General features: G+C 67.8%; 31 protein-coding genes. 11 read left to right on the top strand and 20 right to left on the bottom strand.

The annotated features are described in order from the left end of the window. Window positions 1-4: 4 nt before the first annotated feature. The 8 genes from ACQUS8_RS06145 to ACQUS8_RS06110 all read right to left on the bottom strand — a co-directional run bounded on the left by ACQUS8_RS06145 (window position 5) and on the right by ACQUS8_RS06110 (window position 5,909). A complete protein-coding gene (locus ACQUS8_RS06145) occupies window positions 5-400 on the bottom strand; it encodes a hypothetical protein (protein WP_435098484.1) in 396 nt (131 codons plus the stop codon). A gap of 184 nt (window positions 401-584) precedes the next feature. Continuing rightward, window positions 585-1,757, bottom strand: coding sequence for an ATP-binding protein (locus tag ACQUS8_RS06140; RefSeq protein ID WP_435098481.1), 1,173 nt, complete (start codon window positions 1,755-1,757; stop codon window positions 585-587). Next, window positions 1,750-2,535, bottom strand: a complete 786-nt coding sequence (locus ACQUS8_RS06135) for a hypothetical protein (protein ID WP_435098478.1) — start codon at window positions 2,533-2,535, stop codon at window positions 1,750-1,752. The genes ACQUS8_RS06140 and ACQUS8_RS06135 overlap by 8 nt, the downstream gene beginning before the upstream one ends. A gap of 2 nt (window positions 2,536-2,537) precedes the next feature. Next, window positions 2,538-3,080: a hypothetical protein gene (locus ACQUS8_RS06130; RefSeq protein ID WP_435098475.1), complete on the bottom strand. Its 543-nt coding sequence runs from the start codon at window positions 3,078-3,080 to the stop codon at window positions 2,538-2,540. 70 nt (window positions 3,081-3,150) lie between these two features. Next, window positions 3,151-3,390 (bottom strand): hypothetical protein, encoded by a 240-nt coding sequence (locus tag ACQUS8_RS06125; RefSeq protein ID WP_435098472.1) that lies wholly within the window; start codon window positions 3,388-3,390, stop codon window positions 3,151-3,153. Then, window positions 3,390-4,955: a hypothetical protein gene (locus ACQUS8_RS06120; RefSeq protein WP_435098469.1), complete on the bottom strand. Its 1,566-nt coding sequence runs from the start codon at window positions 4,953-4,955 to the stop codon at window positions 3,390-3,392. The genes ACQUS8_RS06125 and ACQUS8_RS06120 overlap by 1 nt, the downstream gene beginning before the upstream one ends. Continuing rightward, window positions 4,952-5,395, bottom strand: a complete 444-nt coding sequence (locus ACQUS8_RS06115; RefSeq protein WP_435098466.1) for a hypothetical protein — start codon at window positions 5,393-5,395, stop codon at window positions 4,952-4,954. The genes ACQUS8_RS06120 and ACQUS8_RS06115 overlap by 4 nt, the downstream gene beginning before the upstream one ends. A 109-nt stretch (window positions 5,396-5,504) precedes the next feature. Further along, window positions 5,505-5,909 (bottom strand): hypothetical protein, encoded by a 405-nt coding sequence (locus ACQUS8_RS06110; RefSeq protein WP_435098463.1) that lies wholly within the window; start codon window positions 5,907-5,909, stop codon window positions 5,505-5,507. Window positions 5,910-6,239: 330 nt separating this feature from the next. On the opposite strand from ACQUS8_RS06110, the gene ACQUS8_RS06105 reads away from it, so the two are divergent. Then, entirely contained in the window at window positions 6,240-6,695 is a 456-nt protein-coding gene (locus ACQUS8_RS06105; protein WP_435098460.1) for a type IV pilin, read from the top strand. Window positions 6,696-6,701: 6 nt separating this feature from the next. Further along, the gene (locus ACQUS8_RS06100; protein ID WP_435098458.1) at window positions 6,702-7,211 is read left to right on the top strand and encodes a type IV pilin; all 510 of its coding nucleotides are present in this window, start codon (window positions 6,702-6,704) and stop codon (window positions 7,209-7,211) included. 355 nt (window positions 7,212-7,566) lie between these two features. Here ACQUS8_RS06100 and ACQUS8_RS06095 read toward each other — a convergent pair whose 3' ends face one another. Both ACQUS8_RS06095 and ACQUS8_RS06090 read right to left on the bottom strand, forming a co-directional pair. Continuing rightward, window positions 7,567-7,872: a repressor phrH2 gene (locus tag ACQUS8_RS06095; protein ID WP_435098455.1), complete on the bottom strand. Its 306-nt coding sequence runs from the start codon at window positions 7,870-7,872 to the stop codon at window positions 7,567-7,569. A gap of 5 nt (window positions 7,873-7,877) precedes the next feature. Then, entirely contained in the window at window positions 7,878-8,177 is a 300-nt protein-coding gene (locus ACQUS8_RS06090) for a winged helix-turn-helix domain-containing protein (protein WP_435098452.1), read from the bottom strand. Window positions 8,178-8,402: 225 nt separating this feature from the next. Between ACQUS8_RS06090 and ACQUS8_RS06085 the strand changes: the two genes are divergently transcribed. The 7 genes from ACQUS8_RS06085 to ACQUS8_RS06055 all read left to right on the top strand — a co-directional run bounded on the left by ACQUS8_RS06085 (window position 8,403) and on the right by ACQUS8_RS06055 (window position 12,462). After that, window positions 8,403-8,750 carry a helix-turn-helix transcriptional regulator gene (locus tag ACQUS8_RS06085; protein WP_435098449.1) on the top strand — a complete coding sequence of 116 codons (348 nt, stop codon included), beginning with the start codon at window positions 8,403-8,405 and terminating at the stop codon, window positions 8,748-8,750. Then, on the top strand, window positions 8,747-8,950 hold the full coding sequence (locus ACQUS8_RS06080) for a hypothetical protein (protein WP_435098446.1): 204 nt from the start codon (window positions 8,747-8,749) through the stop codon (window positions 8,948-8,950). The genes ACQUS8_RS06085 and ACQUS8_RS06080 overlap by 4 nt, the downstream gene beginning before the upstream one ends. Next, window positions 8,943-9,245 (top strand): hypothetical protein, encoded by a 303-nt coding sequence (locus tag ACQUS8_RS06075; protein WP_435098443.1) that lies wholly within the window; start codon window positions 8,943-8,945, stop codon window positions 9,243-9,245. Before ACQUS8_RS06080 ends, ACQUS8_RS06075 begins: the two co-directional genes overlap by 8 nt. Next, entirely contained in the window at window positions 9,242-10,288 is a 1,047-nt protein-coding gene (locus ACQUS8_RS06070) for a tyrosine-type recombinase/integrase (protein ID WP_435098440.1), read from the top strand. The genes ACQUS8_RS06075 and ACQUS8_RS06070 overlap by 4 nt, the downstream gene beginning before the upstream one ends. A 300-nt stretch (window positions 10,289-10,588) precedes the next feature. Continuing rightward, a complete protein-coding gene (locus ACQUS8_RS06065) occupies window positions 10,589-11,059 on the top strand; it encodes a hypothetical protein (protein WP_435098437.1) in 471 nt (156 codons plus the stop codon). 98 nt (window positions 11,060-11,157) lie between these two features. Next, window positions 11,158-11,931, top strand: coding sequence for a P-loop NTPase (locus ACQUS8_RS06060; RefSeq protein WP_435098434.1), 774 nt, complete (start codon window positions 11,158-11,160; stop codon window positions 11,929-11,931). Continuing rightward, window positions 11,932-12,462 (top strand): hypothetical protein, encoded by a 531-nt coding sequence (locus ACQUS8_RS06055; RefSeq protein ID WP_435098431.1) that lies wholly within the window; start codon window positions 11,932-11,934, stop codon window positions 12,460-12,462. 129 nt (window positions 12,463-12,591) lie between these two features. Here ACQUS8_RS06055 and ACQUS8_RS06050 read toward each other — a convergent pair whose 3' ends face one another. The 7 genes from ACQUS8_RS06050 to ACQUS8_RS06020 are packed head-to-tail and all read right to left on the bottom strand — an operon-like array spanning window position 12,592 to window position 19,413. After that, window positions 12,592-13,113 (bottom strand): DUF7261 family protein, encoded by a 522-nt coding sequence (locus ACQUS8_RS06050; RefSeq protein WP_435098428.1) that lies wholly within the window; start codon window positions 13,111-13,113, stop codon window positions 12,592-12,594. Further along, complete coding sequence (locus ACQUS8_RS06045; protein WP_435098425.1) at window positions 13,110-13,526, bottom strand: DUF7262 family protein; 417 nt, start codon at window positions 13,524-13,526, stop codon at window positions 13,110-13,112. Before ACQUS8_RS06045 ends, ACQUS8_RS06050 begins: the two co-directional genes overlap by 4 nt. Further along, a complete protein-coding gene (locus tag ACQUS8_RS06040) occupies window positions 13,519-14,277 on the bottom strand; it encodes a DUF7263 family protein (RefSeq protein WP_435098422.1) in 759 nt (252 codons plus the stop codon). The genes ACQUS8_RS06045 and ACQUS8_RS06040 overlap by 8 nt, the downstream gene beginning before the upstream one ends. After that, the gene (locus ACQUS8_RS06035; protein ID WP_435098418.1) at window positions 14,274-14,729 is read right to left on the bottom strand and encodes a DUF7266 family protein; all 456 of its coding nucleotides are present in this window, start codon (window positions 14,727-14,729) and stop codon (window positions 14,274-14,276) included. The genes ACQUS8_RS06040 and ACQUS8_RS06035 overlap by 4 nt, the downstream gene beginning before the upstream one ends. Continuing rightward, a complete protein-coding gene (locus tag ACQUS8_RS06030) occupies window positions 14,726-15,454 on the bottom strand; it encodes a DUF7289 family protein (protein ID WP_435098415.1) in 729 nt (242 codons plus the stop codon). The genes ACQUS8_RS06035 and ACQUS8_RS06030 overlap by 4 nt, the downstream gene beginning before the upstream one ends. Continuing rightward, window positions 15,451-17,283, bottom strand: a complete 1,833-nt coding sequence (locus ACQUS8_RS06025; protein ID WP_435098412.1) for a type II secretion system F family protein — start codon at window positions 17,281-17,283, stop codon at window positions 15,451-15,453. Before ACQUS8_RS06025 ends, ACQUS8_RS06030 begins: the two co-directional genes overlap by 4 nt. Further along, window positions 17,284-19,413, bottom strand: coding sequence for a type II/IV secretion system ATPase subunit (locus tag ACQUS8_RS06020; RefSeq protein WP_435098409.1), 2,130 nt, complete (start codon window positions 19,411-19,413; stop codon window positions 17,284-17,286). Window positions 19,414-19,769: 356 nt separating this feature from the next. On the opposite strand from ACQUS8_RS06020, the gene ACQUS8_RS06015 reads away from it, so the two are divergent. Next, window positions 19,770-21,392 (top strand): BCCT family transporter, encoded by a 1,623-nt coding sequence (locus tag ACQUS8_RS06015; protein WP_435098406.1) that lies wholly within the window; start codon window positions 19,770-19,772, stop codon window positions 21,390-21,392. 86 nt (window positions 21,393-21,478) lie between these two features. On the opposite strand, the gene ACQUS8_RS06010 is transcribed toward ACQUS8_RS06015, so the two are convergent. The 3 genes from ACQUS8_RS06010 to ACQUS8_RS06000 all read right to left on the bottom strand — a co-directional run bounded on the left by ACQUS8_RS06010 (window position 21,479) and on the right by ACQUS8_RS06000 (window position 22,873). Beyond that, entirely contained in the window at window positions 21,479-21,673 is a 195-nt protein-coding gene (locus tag ACQUS8_RS06010; RefSeq protein ID WP_435098403.1) for a cold-shock protein, read from the bottom strand. Window positions 21,674-21,741: 68 nt separating this feature from the next. After that, complete coding sequence (locus ACQUS8_RS06005; RefSeq protein ID WP_435098400.1) at window positions 21,742-22,485, bottom strand: DNA-directed RNA polymerase subunit epsilon; 744 nt, start codon at window positions 22,483-22,485, stop codon at window positions 21,742-21,744. A gap of 136 nt (window positions 22,486-22,621) precedes the next feature. Next, window positions 22,622-22,873, bottom strand: coding sequence for a hypothetical protein (locus ACQUS8_RS06000; RefSeq protein WP_435098397.1), 252 nt, complete (start codon window positions 22,871-22,873; stop codon window positions 22,622-22,624). A gap of 358 nt (window positions 22,874-23,231) precedes the next feature. On the opposite strand from ACQUS8_RS06000, the gene mbhE reads away from it, so the two are divergent. After that, window positions 23,232-25,592: a hydrogen gas-evolving membrane-bound hydrogenase subunit E gene (gene mbhE, locus ACQUS8_RS05995; protein WP_435098394.1), complete on the top strand. Its 2,361-nt coding sequence runs from the start codon at window positions 23,232-23,234 to the stop codon at window positions 25,590-25,592. Window positions 25,593-25,680: the final 88 nt, after the last annotated feature.

Raw genomic sequence — 25,680 nt, 5'->3', positions numbered from 1 at the left:
AGGATTACTGCATAACGTCCGCGATGCTGATTTTCGTGTGGTCGTGCTCGTCGGTGCCGCCGGCGCCGTACCACGCACTCACGGGGAGGCGGGCGGCGGGCATGGCCTTGTAGCGGAGGATACGGATGCCGCGGCCGACGCGGCGATAGACGGCGAAGCCGTACCAGCCGCCGTGCTCGAGGAGTTGGTCGTGGGCGTGTTCGCGAACGCGGAAGCGTCCGGGGCGTCCGCTCGCGGTCTCGACGACGGCGGCCTTCAGCTCCCACGGCGTCCCGTCACAATCGACGGCGTCGCGCCAGAACGTATGCACGCCCTCACGGCGAAGTCGCCATTTCTCGGCCATCTTCTGCTCGGCGAGCGTTCCGTATCGGTTCGCGCGCTTCGATTTTTTCGACGCCATCGTTATTCTGTCCTCTGTGAGGCCACGCGTTCGCGTCGCGCGCGTTCTATATATACTCCGGGCCGCCCCCGGTTTCGGGGTGGTAGCCTCCGGAGGAGCGCCAGCGACGGCGGGTAGGACCCCGCTTGCACTATACAGTACGGCGGGGGGCATGCATCATGCAACACGGCTGACCCCGACGCCGTCATGCGATTATGTCCTCGACGCGTTGTACGGCATCGACGTACTTGCCATCCTCCTTGTATCGCTTCCACCTTCGAGAGCAGGTAGAGGCGTCCCAGGGTGTCTTTTTCGCCAGTTTCCGGTACGCAACAGGGTCGTCTTTCTCGCGTTCGTTGACGATGGTCCACATGGCGACGTCCTCGACGACGTCGTCGTAGTCGAGGTCTTCCTCCTCGCCGTTGGACCACGACCAGGAGGTGGGCTCCTTGTCGTCGTAGCGGTAGTCGGTCTCGGGGATGCCGGTCATTTGGAGGACTTCGCCCTTGCCGCGGCGGTTCTGCACGTCGTCGTAGACGGTGGCGTCCTTCAGGCCCTCCTTGTGGATGGCCTTCCCGAGCTCGCGAATGAGCGGGTGAACGTCCTTGCCGTCGTGGCCGATAACGATGAGCGCGCCGCCGTACTTCCTGATTTTGTAGGCGAGCGGGCCCATCTTCGCCTTCGTCTCGTAGCCGGATGTGCCTGAGCCGCCGGCGCTCGACGAGGCCTCGTCGAAGAGGAAGAGCTTGGGCGTCTGGGAGTTGTGGAGCGGGTCGCCATCCTGCTGAATCCATTCCTCAAGCTCGCCGAAGTTCGAGAGCCAGCCATCGCGTTCGACGCCGTCGTCGTCGGTCCATGCGTCGGTCTCGCGAAGCGTGCGGATGTTCGAGGCGAGGAGCGCCTCGCCCTCGTGAGTGGCCTTCCAGAGCTGGGCGAGGAGGAGCGCGAAGTTCGTCTTCCCGGTGCCGGGCTCGGCCCACAGGTAGAACATCGGCGCCGGGCCGGTGAGAAGCGAGCGGAGTTGGTCGATGGCCTTCATGCCGCTCACGTCGGCGCGTTGGTCGGTCTGGCCGGTGAGGTGCTTGAGCATCTGCATATCGCCGTCTGCCATCGCCTCACGGCCGCGCTCGGTGGCGGCGAGCGAGACGATGTCTTGGACGTCCTCGAGGTCGGCCCAGCGGGCGGGCATCTCGGCGGGCTCGTCGCTGGTGGTCGGGTCGTAGTGGTTGGCGAGGATGCCGAGGTAGCGCGAGACCTTCGGGTCCTGCACGATGCCGGCGTACTCGTGGCCGTGGGCGTCGCGGGCGCCGTAGCCGTCGACGTGCTCGCGGTACTGCGCGGGCGTGTAGAGATCGTCACCGCCGTTGTCGTCACTCATCGGCCTGTGCCTCCGGTTCGTCGGCGTGTTCGGATTCGTTGTAGTCCATGTAGTCGTCGATGTCGGGGAGGTCGTCGGTGCCGGCGAGGTCATCGAGGTCGTCGGTCGCGTCCTCCCAGGCGTCTTTTGCCGCGGTCTGGTCGAGCATCTGGCCGCGCTCGCGGGCTTCCGCACTCTCGTTGATGGCGGCCTCTTCGACGTCGACAGCCATCTTCGAGGTGCGGTCTCGCGCCCGGTTGAGGGCGTGGTAGCGGTCGATGAGGTCGCCGTAGATGTCCTCGACGTAGTTCCGCCAGGTGAACATCCGGTCGTCGTTGAGCGCGGGCAGCGGGGTGCCTTCGACGTAGAGCGTCTCGGTATCGGCATCCCAGTCGAATTCGCGGACTTGCCACGCGCTTCCGCCGTTGATGGGGGTGGGCGCCCATTTCCCGATGGACTTCTCGCTCCAGATCTCGGGTGGGACGTAGAACTTCTCCTGTGCCTTCCCATCCATAGTCGCGTGATTCTCGGCGTTACAGAGGTAGACAGTCACCTGCCGGCGGCGGCGGAGCCACCGCGCGAGCGCGTACGCGCTCGGGACGGTAATCGGGGTGAGGACGAGGGCGCCGCCGATGAGCGACCAGCCCCACGCGGGGACGTCGACGCCCCCAGCGGTGAACAGCCAGACGAGACCACCGAACCCGCCGAGCGCGAGGAGGACGATGAAGCCGCCGAGGACGGGGCTCTCGGTGAGGATGAAGGTGAGCCGATCGCGCCAGTCAGCGAAGGTCGCGCGCACGGTTAGGCCACCTCCGGCTCGTCGGTTCCGCGACGGAGGACCCACCAGCCGACGCCGAAGCAGGAGGTAAGGGCGACGCCCATCCCGCCGAGCCAGCCGACTTCGCTCCCGCCGGTGAGCCACGGGCCCGTGTTGTCGTTGGAGTAGATGGTCGGACACGACCCAGAGGCGATGCAGGCGCTCGTCGTCACGGAGACGGAGGCGGCGCCATCAATCCGGTCGGCGGGGAGCGAGATGGTGGTCGTCTCGCCGCGCTGGAGAATCACCTGCCGGTAGGCCGCGCTTGAGACCTTCCCCTGTTTTTCGGCGGACGCGCTCAGGGTGACGCTCTTGTACTGGGAGGCTTGGAGGGTGACGTTCATGATGCCGTCCTCGTAGGTCCAGCCCTGGATGGTGAGGACGCCGTCGACGGCGACGGGATGGCCGCCGGCCGGCGTCGGCGGGCTCGACGTCGTCGTGGAGTTGTTCGCCGCGCTCGCGACGCCGACGCCGCCGACGATGGCGATCGTGACGACGAGGACGACGAGGAGGATACTGCGTTTCATCGAGAGCCGCCCGGAGAATCGAACTCCGGCGGACCGACCACGGACGGCTACGGCCCCGAAGGGCCGCGAGTTAGAACGGGTTAAGGCGCGCCGCGAGTTCGTCAAGCACCCAGTTGATGCCGGCCTCGATGGCGTCGACGGCCATGTGCCAGACGCCACGAACCGCCTCGAAGGCGGCGTCGAGCACGATGGCGTGCATATCCCACCAGCCGGTGACGTCGCCGACGACGGTCGCCGCTGCGACGAGCGCGAGGAACGCGAGCAGGTAGGGGAGGACGGGGCGGAGCACCTTCCAGAGCAGTAGGAGCATCAGTTATCCCGTTGGAGGTAGGCGACGCCCGCGACGGCGAGCACGGCGAGCAGGCCGACGATCGCGAGCGACCCGGACCCACCGCCGCTACCGGGGTCGGAGGTGCCGCCGCTCGCAGTCCGATTCGCGATGGTCTCACGGAGTTCGTTCAGCTCCTGCTGGAGCTGGATGTACTGCGAGGAGTTCGAGACGGTGTAGTCGTACTGGCGGACGTGCGTCTGGTTGAGCGTCTCGCCGTTCGCGTTCTTCATCGAGGTGACGGTGAAGTTGCCCTGGAGGGTGTGGGTCTTGCCGGTGGTCGTCGCGACGAGCTGCACACCGTCGATCTGCGCGGCGTTGTACTGCTGGCCGAGCATCCACGTCCCATTGTCGGGCGCGGTCTGTGAGAGGAGCGCGCCGGTGTAGTTGTAGCCAGCCTGCGCGTCGCGCACGGTCATCACCGAGACGTTCTTGAGCGATGGCGTCGCGTAGCCGGCGGCCGCCGCCGTCGCACGAGCATACGCGAGGTTGCCTGTCTCGGCGTAGCTTGTGCTGTACTCTTGGGCGAGTGTGAGCGGACTCGTCGCGTTCGCTAAGTCGAGTTCGCCGGCCTGGTAGGCGTCGACCTTCCACGACGCGGTTGCCGCGAGGTTCTGCTTCGCGAGCGCCGCCTTCTTTAGGAGCGTCTGCCAATTCTGATACTGCGGATGGTCATCGGTTTTAAATAGCGTGATTACCGTATCCGATGACGTCGCCGGCTTGACGACAACGCGGAACGGGCTTTGGCCAGTTGTCTTACCGTTTGTGCCCCACCACTCGGTCGGGACATTAGCAATCGACCAAACCGTACTGTCTTTTGGAGAGATACCATCGCTTAGCGTGTGCGAGGTTGTTGATGACTCGATAGCAAAGACGTTAATTTGGGTTGATGACCCATTAGCGAGGGTGATGTTTGTTGTCGCAAAGTTTCTCTCACGAAGCTCTCGGTTTTTCCACCCGTTGTAGGTGGTCTGCGCGGTCACATACTTAATCGATATCCCCGCTGAATCACGAGCAACAACGAGACTCTTCAGGATCTGCACACGCTGATTCCAGACGTTGATACGATTCTGCTGAATCTTAGACACACGGTCAGCAATCGTCTGGTTGACCTTGTTGTTGAGCATCGCGGTCGTGGTCGTCCCATTCTTCAGGAGCGCGTTCTGACGCGCCTCTCCGTAGGCGTAGAGCGTCGTCTGGATATTCTGCAGGGAGTTATTGTGCGATGTGGTAGTCGTCTCCGTCCACGATTTCAGCTCAGAGGCATCTTGATAGATTTCTATCTTCGACGTGTTGTTCATCGTCTGATCGGGTGCAGACTGGCCACAGTCGGTGCTGGCGAGATTGATGCCGAGCAGGTTGAACAGGCCGTCGTAGCTACAGACGCCGCTCCCGGACGTGTACGGCTCCATGTTGTCGGGCGAGTCGATGGCGGCCGTGCCGGTCATGGTGCCGAGGCTCGCACCGGCGACGGGCGCGGCGACGCTCGAGGAGACGAGGAGGACGACGAGGGTGAGGGCGGCGAGCCGGCGCACGGTGCGCGTCACGACCCACCACCCCGCGCTTCGGCGACCGCCTCTTGCCCGGCCGCAATCGCGTCGTCGCGCGTCGCGCCGTTCGCGAGGGCGTCGACAGCGGCGCGCTCACCCTGCACGAACGGAGCGAAAACGGATGGTGCCTCGGAACGGACGCGGGCCTTCTCCCGGTCGTCCTTGAGAGACTCGCCGCCGTAGTCGAGACCGCGCCCGTCGCCGTCGGCACGCGCGGCCTCGCCGCTGCGGGCGTCGGACACATCTGTCCGTTCTTCGTCGAGTCGAGCGGCGCGGCGAGAGTCGTACCGGACCCACGCGACGCACGCGACAGGGAGAAGCGCGCCGAGGAGGGCGACGCCCTTCGGCTCGCCGACAATCGCGACGACGACGAGCAGGACACCGGACGCGAGCGCGCCCTTCCAGAGCGACGGCGCCGGAGAGTCGGCGTCCGTCACAGCGGCACCCCCAGAAGCTTCGGAAGCGCGACGCCGACGAGCGTCGTGAGTGTTCCCGCGGCGAACATCAGCCGGCCGTCGAGGTCGCGAGTGTGGTTGGCCTGCATCGTTAGCCCTCCCACGAGAGAAGCGGCCCGAAGCCAGTCTGAACGATGGCGACGACGAGCGCGATTGCGCCGTAGTCAGAGAAGACGTTCTGCACGGCCGGGACAACGGCGTAGACCGGGACGATACCGAGCGCGACGACGATAGCCGCGGTGTGGTACCACTCGAGCTCGTCGATGTCCCAGTCGCCGACGATGAAGTTCGCGAGCACAATCCAGCCGACGCCGATGAGCGCGAGGACAGTCGCGTAGGTAATCTCGACGCCCGATCCGCTCCAGAGGATGTCGGTGAACGAGAACCCGCCGAAGACGGTGATTTTGAACGCTACAACGCCGATAGCCATCGGCCCGAAGATGGCGACGAGCGCCATCCCGAACAGGTCGATGGGGTCAATGGAATTACGTGCCATTGCACCCCGATAGTCGCGCTTGCGGGCCTAGAGTCGGTCTAACTCCCGGGGAATTTCACAGTAATCGAAATGTCTCCGGCACCTCCATCGTGTCACGAATCCGTATTCTCGGCTGTGCGGGCGTGACGCACGGGTAGACAAAGCTTTCGCCCGACTCAGCGGCCACAATCGGCCACCCATTTTAAGTTAGCTCCGCGTCAGATAGCACCTAGACGCCGACCACTGCCAGCAGAAGGGGACGTAGGGACGGAGGGCCGACCTCTCGACCTACACATCTGGAGTCGTGAGACTCCCATATGACTTCTGTGGCTGGGTCGGCGCAGTAAACCCATGAAACTAACACAAGTCTTCGAAGCGGACGATCGTGGCGTGTCGCCGGTTATCGGCGTCATTCTAATGGTCGCGATTACGGTTATTCTCGCGGCCGTCATCGGCACGTTCGTCCTCGGACTCGGGAATCAGGTCGGCAGCCAAGCGCCACAGGCCAGCTTCACGTGGGAGTCTGGAAATATGACGTCCGTTGACGCTACACTCCAAAGTAGCGGCTCAACGATCCAGTCAAGCAGCCTGACCGCCTCAACGACCGGCAGCTCATTCGTCAACATCACCAGCAGTCCGACTGGTGGAGTCTCCGCAGGAGATACGCTCACGATCCGTAACTGGAACTCGACCGCGACCGAACGGACTAACGGCCTTGAGTGGGTTGACGGCCAGAAAGTGAACCTCGTCTGGCAGGGCGACTCCGGGAAGTCCTCGATTATCTCCTCGTGGACCTACAACGGGTAACCATCAATGGAACTGAAACAACTCTTTAGCGGCGACGATCGTGGCGTGTCGCCGGTTATCGGGGTCATACTGATGGTCGCGATAACTGTGATTCTCGCGGCCGTTATCGGAACGTTCGTCCTCGGGCTCGGTAGCCAAGTCGGTAATCAGGCACCGCAGGCCACGTTCGGCTACGAGTACGAGAACTTCAGCAACCAGAATACGAACGACACGATTTCTATCACCCAACAGGGAAGCAATAGCCCGATTCAGACGTCTGCAGTCACCGTGAGTGTCGGTGGGACGTCCTACTGGAACGACAGCGGGTCGATGGACTCGAACGTCACTGCCAGTGGAAGCTGGAACTCTACTGCCGAGCTTTCGGCAGGTGATACGCTGGTGCTCTCCGAATCTGTCTCCGACTGGACCAACACTACTGGTGATGGTCCCTTCACGAACGGAGAGACCGTTCGCGTCGTCTGGCAGTCCGAATCGGGCCAGTCTTCAATCATTAGCTCCTCGACGACCCCGAGCTAACACCTCGCGATCTGAGCCGTTCTTTTATTGATAATTCGTGTATAGTTACAGCTACGCTTTCTGAGCCGGCGCTTGCGCGGACGTTCTCGCCGCCCTTATACTCAGATTCGCACGATTCCATTGAGAATGATCGGCGTGTTCAGCGTGGGCGAGCCAGCATCCCGAAAGAGGGGCAAGCGCCACCGCGAGCGCGCTCAACTTTCCGCGCGCTCGAATCTGGCCGTGGATGAACTGCGTGAAGCCGGACGCTGTCCGGGTGATCAGGACGGCGCGCGACCTCGGCTGGTTCGATGCGACGACTGCAACTCGGGTCGAGCGCTCGGATTCGGACGTGGGGGCCGTATCGTCGCGACAACTAACCGAGCACGTGGCCGGGCCGCCGTGGATCGGGTTCAGGGATAAGGAGGTCGGCGCGGACTTCGCCGTCGAGATAGAGACGACCCCAGATGGTGAGCTGGTAGACGTCGTAGTCGTCGTCGAGCGGGGCGACGTACTCGGCTTGCGAGAGGACACGGAGGCGCTCGCGAACGCGGCGTGTTGTCGCTGGGGTCCGGATAGCGCGAGTGATTTCGCTGGGGCTGGCAAGGTCGCGGTCGCGTAAGTACTCAAGGATGTCCTCGTCGGCGCTCGTCACCCAGCGCGCGTGTATCCGGACCGACATCGAGGTTAGGCTTTCTCGTCGGCGTTGATGTTGGTTTCGCCGTTTCCATTCATGTCGTCGACGTACATTCCGGCCTCGACGTCGTACTCTTCGTTGAGGTACGCGCGGCCTTTGTCAGTAACTTCATAGAGGGCCTTGTTCGGATGTGTTTTCCTAACCAGCCCGGCCTCACGGAGCTTCGAGAAACGCCGGCCGATGTAGGCAGGGTGGAAGTTGATATGGTGGTAGTCGGCAATCTCTGTCGGACTCATTTGCCGGTCTTCGTCGACGAGAATCTCAAGAATGCGGTCGTCTATGAGATTCATCCACTCTGCAGAGAGACGCATTTCCCTAACGTACTGGCACGGGGAGGATTAATCCGGGACATTCGAGTTAATTAGCACGATGCTTGTAATACGGCAACACCCTAACGTATAAGTTAGAGTGTTGTGTTGTGACAATTACGAAAGCATCCGACACCACTCTCTACTTGGTAGGGAGTCGGGCCAGCGCTACCACGCTGGCCCAAAAGGATGGTTTCGTGGACTGCTATGGACGAAACCACCGATGCGGGCCGTGACGCCCGCACGACGCTAGACGAATCGGCATCGGATAAACTCGCGCACCTGACGGCGTTCCAGCGCGACCTCCTGCACGCGCTCCGCCGGGAAGGTCCGTCGAAGGGGCTGACGGTGAAGCGCGTGGTGGGAGACTACTACGGCGAAGAGATCAACCACGGCCGGCTGTATCCGAACCTCGACGACCTCGTCACTGAGGGGCTCGTCGCGAAGCGCGAGCGGGACGGGCGGACGAACGAGTACGAGCTGACCGACGCCGGCGAGCACGCCCTCGTGGAGCGTGAGGAATGGGTGGCGGCCGGGACGGAGGCAGGTGCATGAGCGACACCGACAAGGGTTACACGCGCCGTCGACCGGCGCTCCCACGGACGTATCACGTCTACGAGGTCGGCGACGAGACGCGCATCCTCCTCGGAACGCCAGTCGTGGACGCCCTTGATGCTGAGCCCGGCGACGCCGTCAGTGTCGCGCGGAACAACCGGGGCGAGGTCGTCCTGTCCGCGGAGGGCGACGATGAGTGACGCCGCCGAGCCGCGGACGGGACACCCGGACGAGCGCCATCAGCTCGGCGAGCTTCGCGGCGCGTCGGTCCGCGGTCGCGTCCTCGAACTCCAAGGTGTGGAGGGGAGTGCGACCGTTTACGTGCCCGACGAGCGCCGTGACGCGTTCCGCACGGTCGCTCGCAACATGACCGGCGACGACGCCTGTTGCGAGTGCGGCACCACCACGGACGTGACCGACGGGCCGCTCGGCGCGCTCTGCTCGGACTGTGCGCCTGGGGTCATCGCGGCCTACTTCGGAGGTGACGAGCTGTGAGCGACCTACAGCCACTCTCACCCAACGAGGCTCGCCGTCTCTACCTCGACGCCCGGAAGCACGAACTCACCGAGGACACACTCGAGGGACAGGACTACCGCCTTCGCGCGTTCGTCGCCTGGTGCGAGGAGCAAGACCTCGAGAACCTGAACGACCTCACCGGGCGCGACCTGTACACGTACCGCGTCTGGCGACGCGAAGGCGGCTACAGCGGCGAGGAGCTGCGGAACGTCACACTCCGCGGGGACTTGGCGACGATTCGCGCGTTCCTGCGCTTCTGCGGCGAGATAGACGCGGTTCCCGAGGAGTTGTTTACGCAGGTGCCGCTACCGCAGGTGAACCACGGGCAGGACGTGAGCGAGACGACGCTCGACCCGGACCGTGCGACGTCGATTCTCGACTACCTGTCTCGCTACCACTACGCGAGTCGGAACCACGTCGTGATGCTGGTGCTCTGGAACACGGGGTGCCGCATCGGGGCGCTCCGAGCGCTCGACCTCGACGATCTCGACCTCGACGGCGAGCGACCGAACGCCAACGGCCCAGCGCTCCACTTCGTGCACCGGCCCGGGCAGGGTACCGGGCTGAAGAACGACGAGCAGTCGGAGCGGTGGAACTCGATTTCGGAGTACGTCGCCGGCGTCATCCGCGACTACATCGAGGGCCCGCGCGTCGACGTGACGGACGACCACGGCCGCGCCCCGCTCGTCACGACCCCGCAGGGGCGCATCGCTCGCAGTACGGTCCGTGACGCCCTCTACCGCATCACGCGCCCGTGCTGGCGCAGTGAGGCGTGCCCGCACGACCGGGACCCCGAGGACTGCGAGGCGACGGAACACGGGAAGATGAGCACGTGCCCGTCGTCTCGCTCGCCGCACGACGTCCGGAGCGGCCGCGTTACCGCCTACCGACTCGCCGACGCGCCGCGTGTCGTAGTGAGCGACCGGATGGACGCGAGCGAGCAAATCCTCGACAAGCACTACGACCGCCGGAGCGAGCGCCGGCGCGCCGAGCAACGCCGCGAGCATCTGGAGGGACTGTAACGATGTTTGTCGACGCGTCCCGGCCATGGCCTGCGAATTTCCGGATGGACTCAGTCCGGGGAGGGCGGACTACTACTTCCGTCGATTCCACGCGGGGGACGAACGTCTGTAAACTCGGAGTAGTCTCGGTCCGGTTTCGCTTCCAACGATGCACACGACTTCCTGCGCTCGACACCACCAGTATGCACTACCCTCTTTCCCGACGAGCGACCCGCGAGTCACAGTATGCTCGTGGCAGATAGTAATTTCAACCTGTGTTTCCAAAGTATTATCCACGGTGCGCCGAAATTCCCGGAAGCCGTGATACTGGTTGCCGGTTCGGAGCCGTCGGTCGCCGCCGCTCTCTCCGAGGAGCGTGTGCACGTCGACGCCGTCGACGACCTCCCGGACCCCATTCCTGCGGACGCCGTCCTCCTGGTCGACCCGGACGGTGTCGCGGACGTCGACGCGCTCGTCGCGGCGGCACGCGAGCGGGCCGACGGGCCGCTCACCGTCGTCGCAGTCAGCGACGCGCCACTGGGGGTCGACCGCGAACGCTACGACGCCGTCGTCAGTCCGGACGCGAGCGCGGAGTCAGTCCGCTCCGCGGTCGAGCACGCCCGCCACCTCGCCTCCTACCGGGGCGCCGTCTCCGACCTCTACGAGGAGTGTCGGCGCGGCGAGCGCCCGGAGACGCGCGGCCTCGCGGACTCGCTCTTCGAGGACCTCGGCGACCTCGACGCCGCCGATATCGCCGCGCTGCTCCGAGAGGAGGGCGCGGGCGAGGAGTAGCGGCGACCCGACCACCTCTCCACCGTTTTCCCTGTGTAAGCGTGTCTCCGTCTGTCTCACCAGCGTCCTTATACGTCCTGCGCGCCGAACTACGTCAAATGGTCGAAGCGTTCGCCGTCGCGAGCGGGAAGGGCGGCACGGGGAAGACGACGAGCACGCTCGCGCTCGGTCTCGCACTCGCCGAGGAGTACGACGTGACCGTCGTCGACGCGGACACGGGGATGGCGAACCTGCTCTTTCACGCCGGCCTCGACGACGCGCCCGTCACGCTCCACGACCTCCTGCTCACGGACAGCGACGCCTCGGTCGCGGACGCCTGCTACGAGCGCTTCGGGCTGACCGTCGTCCCCTGCGGGACGGACCTCGCGGGGTTCCGCGAGGCGGACCCGACGCGCCTGCGCGACGTCGTCGCGGAGCTCGCGGCGAACACGGACGTCCTCCTGCTGGACTCGCCGGCGGCCATCGGGTCGCCGGGTTCCGTTCTCCCCATCGTGCTCGCTGACCGCGTCGTCCTCGTCACCCAGCCGACGATTCCCGCGCTCTCGGACGCGCTGAAGGTTCAGGAGTACGCCGCGTCCTACGGGACGGGCGTCGCGGGCGTCCTCTTCAACAAGGTCCGTCCCGAGGACGGCATCGACGCCATCGCGCCGAAGGCCGAACGCTACTTCGAGGGCCCCATCGTCGGCCACGTTCCGGACGACGACGCGGCGCGCGCCGCCCGCCGTGCGGGCGAACCGCTGCTCGCGTACGCTCCGGACAGCCCCGCCGCGCAGGCCTACCGCGACGCCGCAAAACGCATTGACGTCGACGCGGGCGACGGCGACGCGCTCGCCGACCGCTTCCGCAGCGCGGTCATCCCCGAGGCCATCTAGATGGCGGCCGGCGTCGACCTCGGCGGCGACCTCGCCTATTCGCGGGTCGTCGTCGACCCGGGCCGCGCGCTCGCGCAGGCGCTCGACGCGTCGCTCACGGGTTACGCGGAGTTCGTGCCCGCGGACTCGCTCCTCCTCGGCGAGGGCGGTGACGGCCTCGTCGCCTTCGCGGACGGCGTGCCGGTGCGCGTCCGCCATTCGACCGGGCCCGTCGGTGCGGACGGCGTGGCGGCGCTCGCCCGGGACGGCCTCGACGGCCCGCTGCACGTCCGGTTCTACGAGCACGCGGACCCGCCGCTCGGTCCCGAGTCCGCGGTCGAACCGGACGCGCTCGCGGAGCGCCTCGCGGGCGACCCGGAGCTCGCCGAACGCACCCGCAAGCGCACGCCCGACGCCGAGGACACCGGCTACGACGCCGTCGCGGCGTTCCTCGAGGACGCCGAGCGCATCGAGGAGATTCGCGCGCAGGCCCGCGAGGAAGCGGAGGCACGCGCCGCCGAACTCGGCTTCGACCCGGTCGGCGACGCCTGACTCCGCCCCGACCACACGGCCGATAACCTCTTTTCGGACGTCTGCCAGTATGGTGCCCTCGAGACGTGACTTTCTCGCCTGCGGCAACTCGCAAAAAGGCCTCCACGTCGTCGTCGCGGACGCGAGTGCCTAGCCCGCGCGCCGGACGACGACGGTCAGGTGCGTCTCGCTCCCGTCCTCGACGATGGTGACGTCGAAGGCGACGGCGAGGACGTGTGTTCGGTCCGCGCGCTCCTGAACGACGACGCCCTCGGTGGCGTCACACGGTCCGAAGGTGCGCCCGTCGCCCGTCGGACAGTGCGCTCGAGCGTACGACGTGGCGGCGCTCGCGTTGTAGTCGACGACGACGGCCGTCCCGTCGGCGAGGCCGGCGCTCGTGATGCCGGCGAGGCGGCCGTCCAGCGCCGCACGATAGGCGTCGACGGCGTGGACGCTCTCGTGCCACGCGTACTGACGCGAGACGTGCGGGGCGGCGGTGTCGACGCTCCGGTCGAGCGCGGCGACGGTGGCCGCGCCGGTGTCGTCGCGCGTGGTCATGGCGGTCGCGTCGCCCGCGTAGCCGAACTGGAGGTAGGCGAAGAGGACGGGGACGAACGCGAGGGCGATTACGACGGCGGCGACGAGGACGAGTTGGCCGCGCTCGTCCGTCATACGTACCACACCTCGACAGTGACGGGGCCGTTCGCGGTCGGCACAGTCGCGTAGCCGGCGGGGACGCCCGCGGGCCGCGGGTAGCCGACGGTCCCGTGTGGCGTCAGTACGCGGAACATGCAGTTCGCGGGGAGGACGCGCGTCAGGCGCTCGCGGAGCGCGCCCTTCTCGCGCTCGAAGCTCGCGGGCGAGGCCGCCACTTCCTCGAGCCGGGTCGCCCCGCCGTGGCGCGGCGGCTCGTCGGCGAGCACGGTCGCGGCGTCGTGCGCGTAGACACCGAGCTGGCGTTCCGTGCCGCCCGGGTGGGGGACGCCGAGCGCGAAGCCGGCGACGACGGCGAGCACGAGCATGACGCCGAGCGCCGCCTCGATGACGGGAAGGCTGAGCTGGCCGCGCGAATCGTCCTCACGCATCGACGCGCACCCCCAGCGTGGCCTTGTGCGTCACGACTGGGTGGGAGGTGACGACGACGCTCCCGGCGGGGAGCGGGACGTTCGACGCGACGGTGACCGTCGCCGTGCGGTAGCGACTCACCGAGACGCGGTAGGTCCCGTCGAGGCCGCCGGTCGGGACGGCGGGGTCGGTGGCGTTCAGCGGGTCGCTCGGTGTCTGTGTGGTGGTGTTCACGGTGTCGGGGTAGACGACTGGTTCGGCGAGGACGACGCGGCCGTCCACGGAGACGGACTCGACGACGGTGCCGGGCGGCGGTCGGACGGTGACGGTGAGGCGGTCGGTCCGCCGCGGGAGCGTCAGCACCCCACCGTCGGCGAACGCGGGGGCGTACCGCCGCGTCTGTCGCTCGGCGACGAGGACGATGCGTTCGACGTGCGCGCCGCCGCTCGCGTCGCCGGTCTCGACGAGCGGGTCGCCGTCGAGGGTCACACGGACGGCGCGGCCGCGGGCCGCGGGGAACGCCGCCTCGAAGGCGGTGGCGTTCACGCCGTCGAGCGCCGCCGCGTCGAGGACGTTCGCGCGGGTGGTCAGCACGCTGTCGGGGGCGACCGCGCTCGCGGCGAGCGAGTCGGCGAGTCGGGCGTCCTCGCTCCCGCGGTCGACGCTTCCGAACGCCCCGCCGGTGAAGGCGAGCGCGACGCCGAGCGCGCCGGAAACGAGGAGGAGGGCGACGCCGAGCGCGAGCAGGTTCGCCTGGCCGCGCTCGCTCATCGCGCCACCTCACGGAGTTCGACGCTGAGGGCGTCCCCGTCGCCGCGGACGACGACGGACAGCGACTCGCCGCTGTGCCACGTGCCCGAGACGCTCGTGACGCGACCGGGGAGGCTCAACGGCGCGTCGCCCCCGACACCCGCGACCGGGCTGTCGAGGACGAGCGTGCGGCCGTCGGCGCGAATCGCGTAGGGCTGGCCGCCGATGGTGTCGGGGAGCGTGACCTCAGCGCGGACGGTCACAGCCTCGCCGCTCACGGACGGAACGGCGTCCTCGACGCCGACCGCGGCGGCGCTGAGTGCCCGGTCGCCGACGACGCTCGCGGCGTCCGCCTGCGCGCTCGGGACAACGCCGCCGTAGAGCGTCGTGGTGACGAGCGCGACGTAGAGCAGGACGATGCCGATTTCGAGCGTCTTCGCGACGACGGGCGTCATCCCGCGCGAGTCGCTCACGTCGACACCTCGACGTCGTGCGTGACGACGTAGGCGTGGCGTGCCGGCGGGAACGCGAGCACGACGCTCGCGCGGCCGTCGCCGTCGAAGTCGTGGGTCGAGACGGTGACGTTCCGGTCTTCGTAATACGCGGCGAACGCCTCGGGGTGGTCCGTCTCGACGGCGAGGCGGTAGGTTCCGGGGCCGAGGCTCGCGCGGTCGTGGGTGACGACGGTCCGGAGGCGCGCGCCCGACCCGCCACTCCCGGAGACGGCGACGTCGCCGCTGACGCGGACGACGCCGACGACGAGGACGTCCTCGCCGACGGTTACGGGAAGGCCGCGCCGGACCTGCGCCCAGCCGTCGTTTCGGAGGAGCGTCGCGCCGGCGAGGCTGGTGACGCCGTGGTCGTCGGCGTCGAAGACGACGGCGTTCGTGTCCGTCGCGTAGACGACGCGGCCGTCGCTCCCGAGGACGCGCAGGCTCCGGGTTTCGGTGTGAAGGTCGCCGTCGGCGAACGGGACGGCGACGGTGCGGGTGCCCGTGAGTTCAGTGGGGCGGAAGGCGTCCTCGAGCATTGCGGCGACGCGGGTCGCGTCCGCGCTCGCGGCGGTGTCGTCGACGACGACGCCGACGCCGGCGGTGACGACGGTGAGCGAGAGCATCGCGAGGCCGAGCAGGACGACGATGCCGACGACGTGGGATTGGCCGCGCGAGTCGCGCGGGTGTGAGTCACGCGTGCTCATCCCATCATCCCCGTGGCGGCGAAGACGACGTAGGTGAGGGCGACGAGGACGCCGGAGTGGAGGAGCGCCTCGTAGCGCCCGCGGCTCGCGGCCCCGGCGAACCAGCCGCAAGCGAGCATCGTCGCCTGCGTGACGACGTAGAAGCGATAGCGGTCGCGGGCCGGGTCGACGGCGCTCGGGTCGATGGCGAGGCTCGTGCCGACGCCGTGGACGGCGGCGAGTTGCGCGAAACTCCCGAGGACGTAGGCGTTCACGACGACGATGATGCCGACGACGAGGAGTGCTGTCGTCCAGCCGACGGCGACGTAGACCTGCAGTTGCGCGCGCAGGGCTTTGCGCTCGTCGTAGAGCCGCCCGATTTCGGTCTGGAGCGCCTCGAAGGCGGTTTCGGCGTCGCTCCCGGTGTCGAGCGCGCCGGTGACGAGGCCGATGGACTGGTCGGCGAGCGGCGTCCCGACCTTCCGGGTGAAGCGCGCGAGCGCCTCCCGGCGGACTTCCCCGCCGTAGGCGGTGAGGCCGAGGTTGAACGCGAGGTCGGCGACGTCGGCCTTCAGCGGGCCGAGGTGGGCGTCGCGGGCGACGGCTTCGACGGCGCGCGGGAGCGGGTTCCCGAGGCCGACGTAGCCGGCGACGCCGTGGACGAAGTCCTTGATTTCGCGGTCCTTCGCGTCGTCGCGGCGGGCGCGTCGGACGGCGACCAATCCGACCGGTATCGCGCCGGCGGCGTAGCCGAGGAGGACGGCGTTGACGGCGTCGACGCCGGCGACGAGGAGCGCCACACCCGCGAGCACGCCGACGACGGGGAAGACGGCGATGGCGTCCGCGGGGTTGTCGAGCGCGCCGCGGACGACACCTGAGAGGTCGAGGCTCCGGGTGTACCAGTCGAGGCCGTAGCCCGCGGGGCGGAGCGAGTCGACGAGGACGGCGGCGCCCGCGCCGACGGCGATGACGCTCGCGGCGCAGCCGTAGACGACGAGCGCGCGAAGGGTCACGGGGCCGAACACGGTGGGGACGGGGCGGCCGAGTGACGGTGCGAGCACGCCGAGGACGGTGACGACGATGACGAGGAGCGCGGGGACGACGAGGAGGACGACGAACAGTTCGGCGAGCAACTCGAGGACGCCGGCGGCCTCCTCGTTGGAGCGCGACTGGCGGTTCGCGAGCATGCGCGACTCGAGTTCGAGGTAGCTCTCGACGGCGTCCGGGCCCTGCTGGGCGTGCTCGCGGAACTTCAGGAGGAAGGGCGCGAGTAGGTCGCGCGAGGGCGTGTCGCGCGCGACACCCCGCAACGCCTCGTCGATGCTCCCGGTGAGCGCGGTGCGCGACTGGACGGCGCGGAACTCGGCGGCGGTCTCGCCGAAGGCGTCGGGGCGTTCGGCGACGCGGCGGACAAGCGTGCGTTCGTCGGCACCGCCGGAGGCGAGGACACGGAGGTAGCGCGCGGCACCGGGGAGGGTACGTTCGATGTCGGCGCGCCGGGCGCGCGCCACGAACTGGAGGTAGCGCCCGCCGGCGCGTATCGTCGCGTCACCGGCGAGCAGGCCGACGACACCACCGGCACTGAGCGCGAGAGCGCTCGCCGGAACCAGGACGGGGAGTGCGGCGGCGAGTTGGTCGGCGAGCAGGAGGACGACGCCGAGCGCGAGCGTGCCGCCGAGCAGCCCGACGAGGACGGCGAGCGCGTAGACGCGCGCAACGTAGACGTCGAAGCCGACGCCGACGGTGGTCGCACGGTAGTGCTGGCGGTCCCGGTCGTGGCGCGACGTCTCGGCGCGGCCGCCGAAGAGTGCGTAGCACGCTCGGTCGAGCGATTCGACGCGGCGGGCCACTCAGCGTCCCCCGTCGGCGCGGGCGTTCGCGCGGTCGCTGCGGATGCGCTCGACGGTCGCGGCCTCATCGACCTGGAGGTCGGCGAGGAACGCGAAGAGGTCGTCGGCGTCGCTGACGTCCGCCTCGACGAGGTAGCGGACGTAGCGGTGTTTGCGCTCGTACTCGGCGCGGACGGTGGCGACGCTCCGGTCGGTCCGGGTGGCGAGGCGCTCGAAGAACGCGGAGTCGGCGTCGTGGACGACGAAGCCGCCGTCGTGGGTCCGGGTGACGAGGCGGCGGTAGCGAATCGTCGTTTCGCCCTTCACGATTTCGCCGTCAGCGGGGGCGTCAGGGTCGCGGACGAGTTCGACGAGTTCGCCGACGTAGCGCGCGCCGTCGACGTGCCGCGGGAACACCACCAGATCGACTTCCCGAAGGAGATAGGCGGGGAGGCCGCGCTCGACGACGCGGTTGACGAGCGTCTCCATGTCCTCGGCGTGCGTCGTGCCGATGACGCCGTGGCCGGTGTTGAGGACCTCGCCGAACGTCTCAAAACTGGCGGGCGTGTTGATTTCGGCGATGACCTCGACGTCGGGGTTCAGGTAGTTCGTCTCGGTCATGAGGTCGGCCATCGTCACGCGCTTGAAGGGGTTCTCGTGGTCGCGCGTCGTCAGCGAGACGCCGGTCTCGTGGGGGAGTCGGACTTCACGACTGCCCTCGTCGATGCTGATGGGTCGGTCGTCGAAGCGGACGAAGGGGAGGTGGGCGTTCATCAGCGTCGTCTTCCCGGCGCCGGTCGGCCCGGAGAAGAGGACGGCGGCGTGACGCTCGTAGGCCATCCAGAGCATCGCGACGGCCTCGGTGGGGATGCTTCCCTGTCGGACGAGGTCGACTGGCGTGAGTGGGTCGGGGGCCTGCTTGCGGATGGAGACATGCGGGCCGCCCTCGCTGATGACGGGGAGCGCGACGGCACACCGAATCGTGGTGTCGTCGTCCACCTCGGGCGGCCGGAGGTTCACCTTCGCGGAGGGGTTCGAGGCGTTCAACTCGACGCCGTCGGCGGCGGCGAGTTGGGTGACGAGGCTGACGAAGCGCGTCTCGTCCTCGAAGACCAGATTCGTCGGCACGCGCTCGTTGCCGCCCCGAGGGACGACTTTCACGCGCTCGCCGACGCGGTTCGCCTCGACGTCCTCGAGGCGCTCGTCGCGGATGGGGACGGTGAGTTCGCCGTCGCCGACGAAGTCCCTGAGGACGTAGTAGACGAGGTCGTCGAGGCGGTCGGCGCTGAACCGCCGGTCCACGGGCGGGACGGCGAGGTCGTAGGCGGCGAGCACTGCGCGAACGCGGTAGTCGGCGGCCTCGCGCCACGCGCGGGTCTGTCTGGCGCTGAGGGCGCGCGAGAGGTAGCGTTCGGCGTGCTCGCGGACGAACGCGCTCCGGTCGGCGACGACGTCCGCGACGTTCGTCTCCCAGACCCGCTCCTTGCAGGCCTCGACGAGGTCGGCGTCGCCGGGGAGCAGCGGGGGTTCCTGGACGGCGTACTGCAGGTCGAAGGGGTCGGCACCGAGGAGGTGTTCGCGGTAGACGACGACGGGGACGTCGAAGTCGCCGAACGGCACGGTGTAGGTGTCGACGCGCTGGGAGAGGAAGCGCCCGAGGTGCGCGGGCCGCGCGGGCAGTGTCGTGCGCGCGGGCGCGTAGTCGGCGGTGTGGACGACGAGGTGGTCGTCGGCGGCGTCCGCGACTTCGATGCGCTCGTCGAGGGCGTACGGCGTCAGCGCGCCGAGACAGCGCAGGTCGCGGAGGGCGTAGTAGCGGAGGCGGCGGCGACTCGCGGGCGCGTCGGGGGCGAGCCGGTCGACGATGCGCCGGTGTTTCGGGTCGAGGCCGGCGGCGGCGCGCTCGACGGTGCCTTCGCGCGTCAGCGGCCGTTCCAGGTGAGCGTCCGCGAAGTGCGCGCCGACCCGTTCGCGCGCGCCGGCGTCAGCCGCGGTGAGCACGGGCTCGCGGACGTCGTAGGTGAAGCCCACGCCGTCGTCGCGGACGGTGACGACGACGCCGGGGGAGGACTCGTACTGCGCGCGGACGTCGGGGGCGTACCACGCCGCGGCGTCGTCCGGCGCCGCGAGTGAGGGGAGCGAGAAAACCATCGTATAGTGTCAATAGACGTATGGGTATAAGGTCGCGGTTGGTTATGCGTAACCGTAGCAGTGCTTCGGGTTACGGACGCGGTGGGTCTCGCCGACATATATACGCCCCTTGTGAACGACCACCACAAGGCCTCTGCGGTCCGTTTTCGAATCCCTTTCGCAGGGTATATCTGTGCGACTCCGCTCAAGCCCTGCTACATCACGATGACTCCACGGAACTGCGACACGGTAAGCGGCCGCGCGCGGACGCCGGCCGCGCGTTCGCGCACCGATACCCGGGCATCCCGCCTCGGGGCTGGCAACGGCGACTGGCCGTCCACGCACGACCCGGGACCGTCTGACACCTCGACACACTCATGAAGCTCTCGCCACGCTACATCTTCGGCCTGGAGGACGCCGACGGCGCCGAACTCGCGCTGTTCGTTGTCGCGATGGGTGTCCTCCTCGGACTCGCCGCCGTCGGCCTCGTCGACCCGCAACTGCTGAGCGTGACGATGAACGGCGCGTTCGACTGGGTACTCAAGTGGTTCGGCTGGTGGTTCATCCTCCTCGGCTTCCTCCTCCTGATTCTCGTCACCGCACTCACCTTCTCCAAGTACGGGAAGCTCCGCATCGGTGGCGAGGAAGCCACACCCGACTTCGACACGTTCTCGTGGCTCTCGATGGTGTTCACCGTCGGCTTCGGTGCGTCCATCCTCATCTGGGGCGTCGGCGAACCCATCAGCATCGCGAACTCCCCGCCGCCGAACATGCCTGTTTCGGCGACGCCCGGGTCGCTCGCGCTCGCGTTCATGTACATCCACGAGGTCTTCCCCGGCCTTGCGATGTGGTACCTCCCCGTCGGCATCGCGTTCGGCATCATCGTCTACACGCAGGGTGTCGGCGAGTACAAGGTCGGCGCGATGCTCGGCAACCTCATCAGCGTCGAGGACCACCGCTGGTTCCACTGGCTGGTGAACCTCTCCGCCATCGTCGCCAGCATCGGCGGCATCGCGACGACGCTCGGGTTCAGCGCGCAGACCGTCTCGTCCATCCTCGGCGGGACGTTCGGCATGGAGTCGATGGCGCTCACCTACCTGCTGTTCGCCGTCATCGGCGCCGTCTTCCTCTTCGACATCTGGCTCGGCCTCCGCTCCGGCATCCGGAACGCCGCGCGTGCGACGATGATACTCATCGGTATCGCGATGGCGCTCCTCGTCGTCGTCGGGCCGACGCTCTATATGTTCGAACTCGGCCTGAACGCCACCGGCGTCTGGCTCTCGAACATGTTCCACCTCATGCTCTACACTGTCCCCGGCACCGAGAGCACGTGGGCCGGCCAGTGGACCGGCTTCTGGTGGGCGTGGTGGGCCGCGTGGAGTATCTTCGTCGGGAGCTTCGTCGCCCGCGTCTCCAAGGGCCGGACGATCCGCGAGATGTTCCTCGTGCTCGTCGTCGCGCCCGCCGCCCTGACGTGGGTTCAGCACTCGCTCATCGGCGCCTGGGTGCTCGCGCCCGGCTACCGCGAGCCCGTCACCGCCGCCTACACGTCCTCCGGGATTCCGGCAGCCATCTCGACGGCGCTCTCCATCACGCCGCTCGGGAACCTCCTCGCCGTGATCTTCGTCCTCGTCATCGCCGGCTACATCATCACCTCGCTCGACTCCGCGGTGTTCATGGTCTCCGCCATCACCCTCGGCGACGAGAACCCGAACGCTCGCATCCGCGCATGGTGGGGTGTCCTCCTCGCCGTCTTCGGAATTATGAGCCTGCAGCTCTCCGGCTTCGGCGCCATCGAGTCCTTCGCCGGCGTGCTCGCGCTGCCGTTCACGGTGTTCCTGCTCGCCATCGTCTACGCGAGCTACCGTGCGGCCCGCGAGATACTCGGCGAGACCGACTCCAGCATCATCACCGAGGCGAAACCGGAGAAGCCCTCTCAGCCCGCGACGAACGACGCCGAGCCGACTGACGACGACGGCGCACCGACCACCGCGGACTGACGGCCGACACCTCCCTTTTCCCTCACGACGGCGCGCGTGGCCGCCGCTCCACGGTGTGGCTGTCCGAAAAACTGGGGCGCTCGCGCTTAGAGGCGCGTCAGGTTCTCCGCACGTGGCCCCTTGTCCGTCTGCTTGATGTCGAACTCCACTTCCTGGCCTTCTTCGAGGTCCTCGCCGCCGATGTCCTCCATGTGGAAGAACACGTCGTCGTCCGCGTCGTCGGTCTCGATGAAGCCGTAGCCCTTCGTCTCGTTGAAGAAGTCAACCGTTCCGGTCGCCATGACAACGAAACGCACTCAGGCCAGACGGATAACGTCTCCGGCGGGTCGGAGCCGTCGTGCCGCCCGCCTCACTCCGCCCCGCGCTCGTCCCGTGATTCTACGTCCTCCTCGGAATCGCGGAGGTCTGCGCTCGGGAGGTTCGGGTCACGGTAGGGGTTCCGGCCGTAGACGGCGCCGTGGAGGTCCTGCTCGTCGAGTTGCTCGCGGAGCACCCGGCGGAGGCGGTTGAGGTTCGTGATTTCGAGGCCGTGCTTCTCCGCGAGCTCCTCGAAGTGCGGCTCGTCCGTGATGGAGGTGAACTGCTCGTAGAGCGCCTCGAGGCGCTCGGGGGACTGTCCGGCGAGCCATTCCTGGTCCTGCAGGCCGAGGTAGCGCTCGCGCTCGTCGTCGACGACGTGGCGGATGGTGACGAGCGCGACCTTCTCGATGGCGCGCTGGCTGCCGAACGCGGTCAAATCGAGGTCGACCATCACGCCGAGCGCGCGGTCGCGCTGCCACGGCGTCACGTCGAGGTCGTTGCAGAGCGCGTGCGTGATGCGGAGTTTCTCCAGTCGGTGCTGGCGCGCGCCGTGGCCTTCGGTCGCGGGGTGGCGTTCGTCGTGGAGGCGGCGGAGGTTCTCGGAGACGTCCTCCTCGGGTGAGCGCGCGCGACCAATCTGGGTGGCGCTCGGACTTGTCGGGCCCCAGCGCCCGATGGTGGTGTCACGCTGGTGGGCGGCCCGCGCGAGCGCGCCGTCCCCGGGGCGCGTGCTGACGTCCTCCTCCTCGACCACTTCGAACTGGTCGGGAGTCGACGTGGCGGCGTCGGTCATCGACTCCCGCTACCGTGCGCAGACGGATAAACGCACGACTCGCCGGCGGACTGTGACGGAAAAATCGGGGCGGCCCCGACGGGCCGTCCCTCGCTCGTATCTACTGCTTGTGACGAGAAGAACTTAAAGAAACGAGTCAGCTGTAGCCCGGCGGAATGCCGAAGACGGCGTACCAGACGAGCACGGCGCCGGCGAGACTCCCGCCGGCCGTGCCGGCGGTGAACGACACGTGGCCGGTTGTTCCCACCAGCGCGCCTCCGGTGAGGACGAGGGGGATGACGGCGAGCACCAGGTCGTACACTCCGACGGACGCAGCGGCGGTTCGGACTCGCGTGGTCAGCGTGGGCGCTTCGACACGGCTCTCGTTCTCCTCCCGTTCGACCGACATCTCTCGCGTGTCGTACGTGCGGGCCCACCCCTTTCGTGTTTCTGGCGACGAGCTAACACGAATTGCCGTTCGTCCCGACGTCCACACGGCAGTCGTCCTCTACGTCGAACGGCTGTAGAAGCGCCAACGGCAGAACGCGGCACACGTCCGACGACGGAGCGCACGCCCCGGCCACCGCCGGCGTCAGGTGAGGGTGGTGGTGGCTCCGAGACGACGCCGCCGAGTGCCGCCGGAGCGTCGCGCACCCATTGTGACGGTGGCTCGTCACTTCCGTTTTCTGGCGACTGGCTAAGGTGTCGCCGCGGCGTCGGACGCTATCTTGACCACCTTTATAATCAAACTCCCCTACCAATCGAGTGTGCAACCGACACCCGACCTGTGGGTGCTCGTCGCCCTCGTCGGCCTGCCGTTCGCCGCGGCGGCGGCGACGCCCGCGGTCGCACGACAGCTCGGCAACCGGACGGCGTACTACGCGGCCGCCGTCGCGGCCGTCTGCCTCGCGCTCGTGGTCTCGCTCGCGGGCACCCACGGCGGCGCGTCCGTCACGTGGGTCGGCCCCCTAGAGATCACGCTGGGCTTCTACGTCGACGGCCTCGCGACGTTCGTCGGCGCGCTCGCCAGCGGCGTCGGCGTCCTCGTCTTCGTCTACTCCGCTGGCTACATGCGCGAAGAGCCCGGCCAGACGAAGTATTACGCGACGATGCTCGCCTTCATGGGGTCGATGCTCGGCGTCGTCTACGCCGGCGACCTCGTCGTGCTCTTCTGCTTCTGGGAGCTCACGAGCATCGCGTCGTTCCTGCTCGTCGGCCACTACTCCGAGTCGCGCGACTCGCGCTACTCCGCGCGCAAGGCGTTCCTCGTGACGGTCGGCGGCGGGCTCTTCATGTTGGTCGGCTTCGTACTCCTCGCCTCCGTTGCCGGAACGTACAGTCTCACGGCGATGCTCGCCGACCCCGCGGCGACGCGGGCCGCCGTCGAACAAGCCGGCCTCCTCCTCCCCATCGTCTCGCTCGTCGGCGTGGGCGCGGCCGCGAAGTCCGCGCAGTTCCCGCTCCACGTCTGGCTGCCGAACGCGATGGCCGCACCGACGCCCGTCTCGGCGTTCCTGCACTCCGCGACGATGGTGAAGGCGGGGGTGTTCCTCCTCGGACGGATGCGTCCGATTCTCGTCGGCGACGACTGGACGCACATCTTCGTCACGCTCGGCCTCGTCACCATGCTCATCGCCGCAGTGCTCGCGGTGTGCGCCACCGAACTGAAGGAACTCCTCGCCTACTCGACGGTGAGCCACCTCGGCCTCATCGTCGCCGGCTTTGGCTTCTCCAGCGCGCTCGGCGCCGAGACCGGCGTCTTCCACATCCTCAACCACGCGGCGTTCAAGGCCGCGCTCTTCCTCGTCGCCGGCATCGTCGCCCATGAGGCCGGCACCCGGCAGTTCGACGAGTTGGGCGGGCTCTGGCGCGACCTCCCGGTCGTCGCCGGGGTTACCGTCATCGCCGCGCTCGGGATGGGCGGCGTCCCGCCGTTCAACGGCTTCTACTCGAAGGAGTTCCTCTTCGAGGCCGCCTATCACCTCGCCAGCCACGACGGCGGGCTGACGTGGGTCTACCCGGTCATCGCCGTCGTCGGGAGCGTCTTCACGCTCGTCTACTCGCTGCGCTTCCTCTCGGTCTTCTTCGGCCAGAAACCCGAGTCGCTCGGCCACGTCCACAGCGCGCCGTGGTCGATGAACGGTCCGCCGGTCCTCCTCGCGGGCATCGCGGGCGTCATCGGCCTCGGCGGCGTCACCGCGGCGTTGGGCTACCCGCTCTACCCCCTCGAGAAGTTCGTCGGACACGTCATCGCGAGCACGCTCTCGCCGGGCGTTGAACACCTCACCTTCCACTACGCCTTCCCGACGTATCTCACGCCTGCGGTCGCCATGAGCGCGCTCACGCTCGTCGGCGGCGCGTTCACCTACTTCGTGTGGCCGCGCATCCAGGCCGCCGTCACGGGCACGCTGGCGGCCGTCCCGCCGCTCGGCGCGGACTGGTGGTACGACACGCTCGTCTTCGGCGCGAACCGCGCGAGCACCGCCACCCACCGGACGCTCTGGACGGACACCCTCCGGACGTACGCCTCGTGGACGCTCGCGGGCTCGATCGCCCTCGGCGGCTTCGGCTACCTCGCGACGAGCGTCGCCATCCCATTCGGCGAGATGACGCTCGGGATTCCGCTGGCCATCATCCTCGCCGTCGCCGCGCTCGCCGCGCTCGCCGCGATTCGCGCGCCATCGCACGTCGCCGGTGTGCTCGCGCTCTCCGTCGTCGGCTTCGGCGTCACGGTGTTCTTCGTCCTCGCGGGCGCGCCCGACGTCGCGCTCACGCAGGTCGTCGTCGAGACGGTGACGTTCGTCGTCTTCCTCATCGTCCTCGACCGCCTGCCGAGCTACTACGGGCGCATCAACCGCTCGCGCGCCGCACAGGACGCCGTGCTCTCCGTTCTGGTCGGCGGGTTCGTCACCGTCACGACGCTCGTCGCCACCGGCGCGAACCCGGACAGCATCGCCTCCTACTTCGTGGAGAACGCCGTCCCCGAGGCCGGCGGCCACAATCTCGTTAACGTCATCCTCGTGGACTTCCGTGGTATCGACACGATGGGCGAAATCTCCGTCATCGCGATGGCCGCCGTCGCGGTGTTGACTCTCGTCGTCATGCGCGAGCGGGGTGAGACGCCATGACTTGCGTCGGACCTATGGCCCGACTAAGTCACATTCGACACGCGGAGGTGGCTTGCGTGACACGCGACGCCGAACGAAGTGAGGGGTC

This window comes from Halarchaeum sp. P4, from assembly GCF_051195175.1.
Taxonomy (GTDB): Archaea; Halobacteriota; Halobacteria; order Halobacteriales; family Halobacteriaceae; genus Halarchaeum.
Note: the sequence above shows the minus strand (reverse complement) of the source record. Positions and strands in the feature narration are given on the sequence as shown.

Coding starts and splice junctions, on each gene's coding strand:
- ACQUS8_RS06130 (WP_435098475.1), bottom strand. CDS start 3,080: ATGAAACGCAGTATCCTCCTCGTCGTCCTCGTCGTCACGATCGCCATC.
- ACQUS8_RS06100 (WP_435098458.1), top strand. CDS start 6,702: ATGGAACTGAAACAACTCTTTAGCGGCGACGATCGTGGCGTGTCGCCG.
- ACQUS8_RS06105 (WP_435098460.1), top strand. CDS start 6,240: ATGAAACTAACACAAGTCTTCGAAGCGGACGATCGTGGCGTGTCGCCG.
- ACQUS8_RS06055 (WP_435098431.1), top strand. CDS start 11,932: ATGGCGGCCGGCGTCGACCTCGGCGGCGACCTCGCCTATTCGCGGGTC.
- ACQUS8_RS06030 (WP_435098415.1), bottom strand. CDS start 15,454: ATGAGCACGCGTGACTCACACCCGCGCGACTCGCGCGGCCAATCCCAC.
- ACQUS8_RS06080 (WP_435098446.1), top strand. CDS start 8,747: ATGAGCGACACCGACAAGGGTTACACGCGCCGTCGACCGGCGCTCCCA.
- ACQUS8_RS06050 (WP_435098428.1), bottom strand. CDS start 13,113: ATGACGGACGAGCGCGGCCAACTCGTCCTCGTCGCCGCCGTCGTAATC.
- ACQUS8_RS06020 (WP_435098409.1), bottom strand. CDS start 19,413: ATGGTTTTCTCGCTCCCCTCACTCGCGGCGCCGGACGACGCCGCGGCG.
- ACQUS8_RS06110 (WP_435098463.1), bottom strand. CDS start 5,909: ATGGCACGTAATTCCATTGACCCCATCGACCTGTTCGGGATGGCGCTC.
- ACQUS8_RS06000 (WP_435098397.1), bottom strand. CDS start 22,873: ATGTCGGTCGAACGGGAGGAGAACGAGAGCCGTGTCGAAGCGCCCACG.
- ACQUS8_RS06140 (WP_435098481.1), bottom strand. CDS start 1,757: ATGAGTGACGACAACGGCGGTGACGATCTCTACACGCCCGCGCAGTAC.
- ACQUS8_RS06095 (WP_435098455.1), bottom strand. CDS start 7,872: ATGTCGGTCCGGATACACGCGCGCTGGGTGACGAGCGCCGACGAGGAC.
- ACQUS8_RS06090 (WP_435098452.1), bottom strand. CDS start 8,177: ATGAATCTCATAGACGACCGCATTCTTGAGATTCTCGTCGACGAAGAC.
- ACQUS8_RS06125 (WP_435098472.1), bottom strand. CDS start 3,390: ATGCTCCTACTGCTCTGGAAGGTGCTCCGCCCCGTCCTCCCCTACCTG.
- ACQUS8_RS06075 (WP_435098443.1), top strand. CDS start 8,943: ATGAGTGACGCCGCCGAGCCGCGGACGGGACACCCGGACGAGCGCCAT.
- ACQUS8_RS06045 (WP_435098425.1), bottom strand. CDS start 13,526: ATGCGTGAGGACGATTCGCGCGGCCAGCTCAGCCTTCCCGTCATCGAG.
- ACQUS8_RS06005 (WP_435098400.1), bottom strand. CDS start 22,485: ATGACCGACGCCGCCACGTCGACTCCCGACCAGTTCGAAGTGGTCGAG.
- ACQUS8_RS06015 (WP_435098406.1), top strand. CDS start 19,770: ATGAAGCTCTCGCCACGCTACATCTTCGGCCTGGAGGACGCCGACGGC.
- ACQUS8_RS06040 (WP_435098422.1), bottom strand. CDS start 14,277: ATGAGCGAGCGCGGCCAGGCGAACCTGCTCGCGCTCGGCGTCGCCCTC.
- ACQUS8_RS06010 (WP_435098403.1), bottom strand. CDS start 21,673: ATGGCGACCGGAACGGTTGACTTCTTCAACGAGACGAAGGGCTACGGC.
- ACQUS8_RS06085 (WP_435098449.1), top strand. CDS start 8,403: ATGGACGAAACCACCGATGCGGGCCGTGACGCCCGCACGACGCTAGAC.
- ACQUS8_RS06060 (WP_435098434.1), top strand. CDS start 11,158: ATGGTCGAAGCGTTCGCCGTCGCGAGCGGGAAGGGCGGCACGGGGAAG.
- ACQUS8_RS06145 (WP_435098484.1), bottom strand. CDS start 400: ATGGCGTCGAAAAAATCGAAGCGCGCGAACCGATACGGAACGCTCGCC.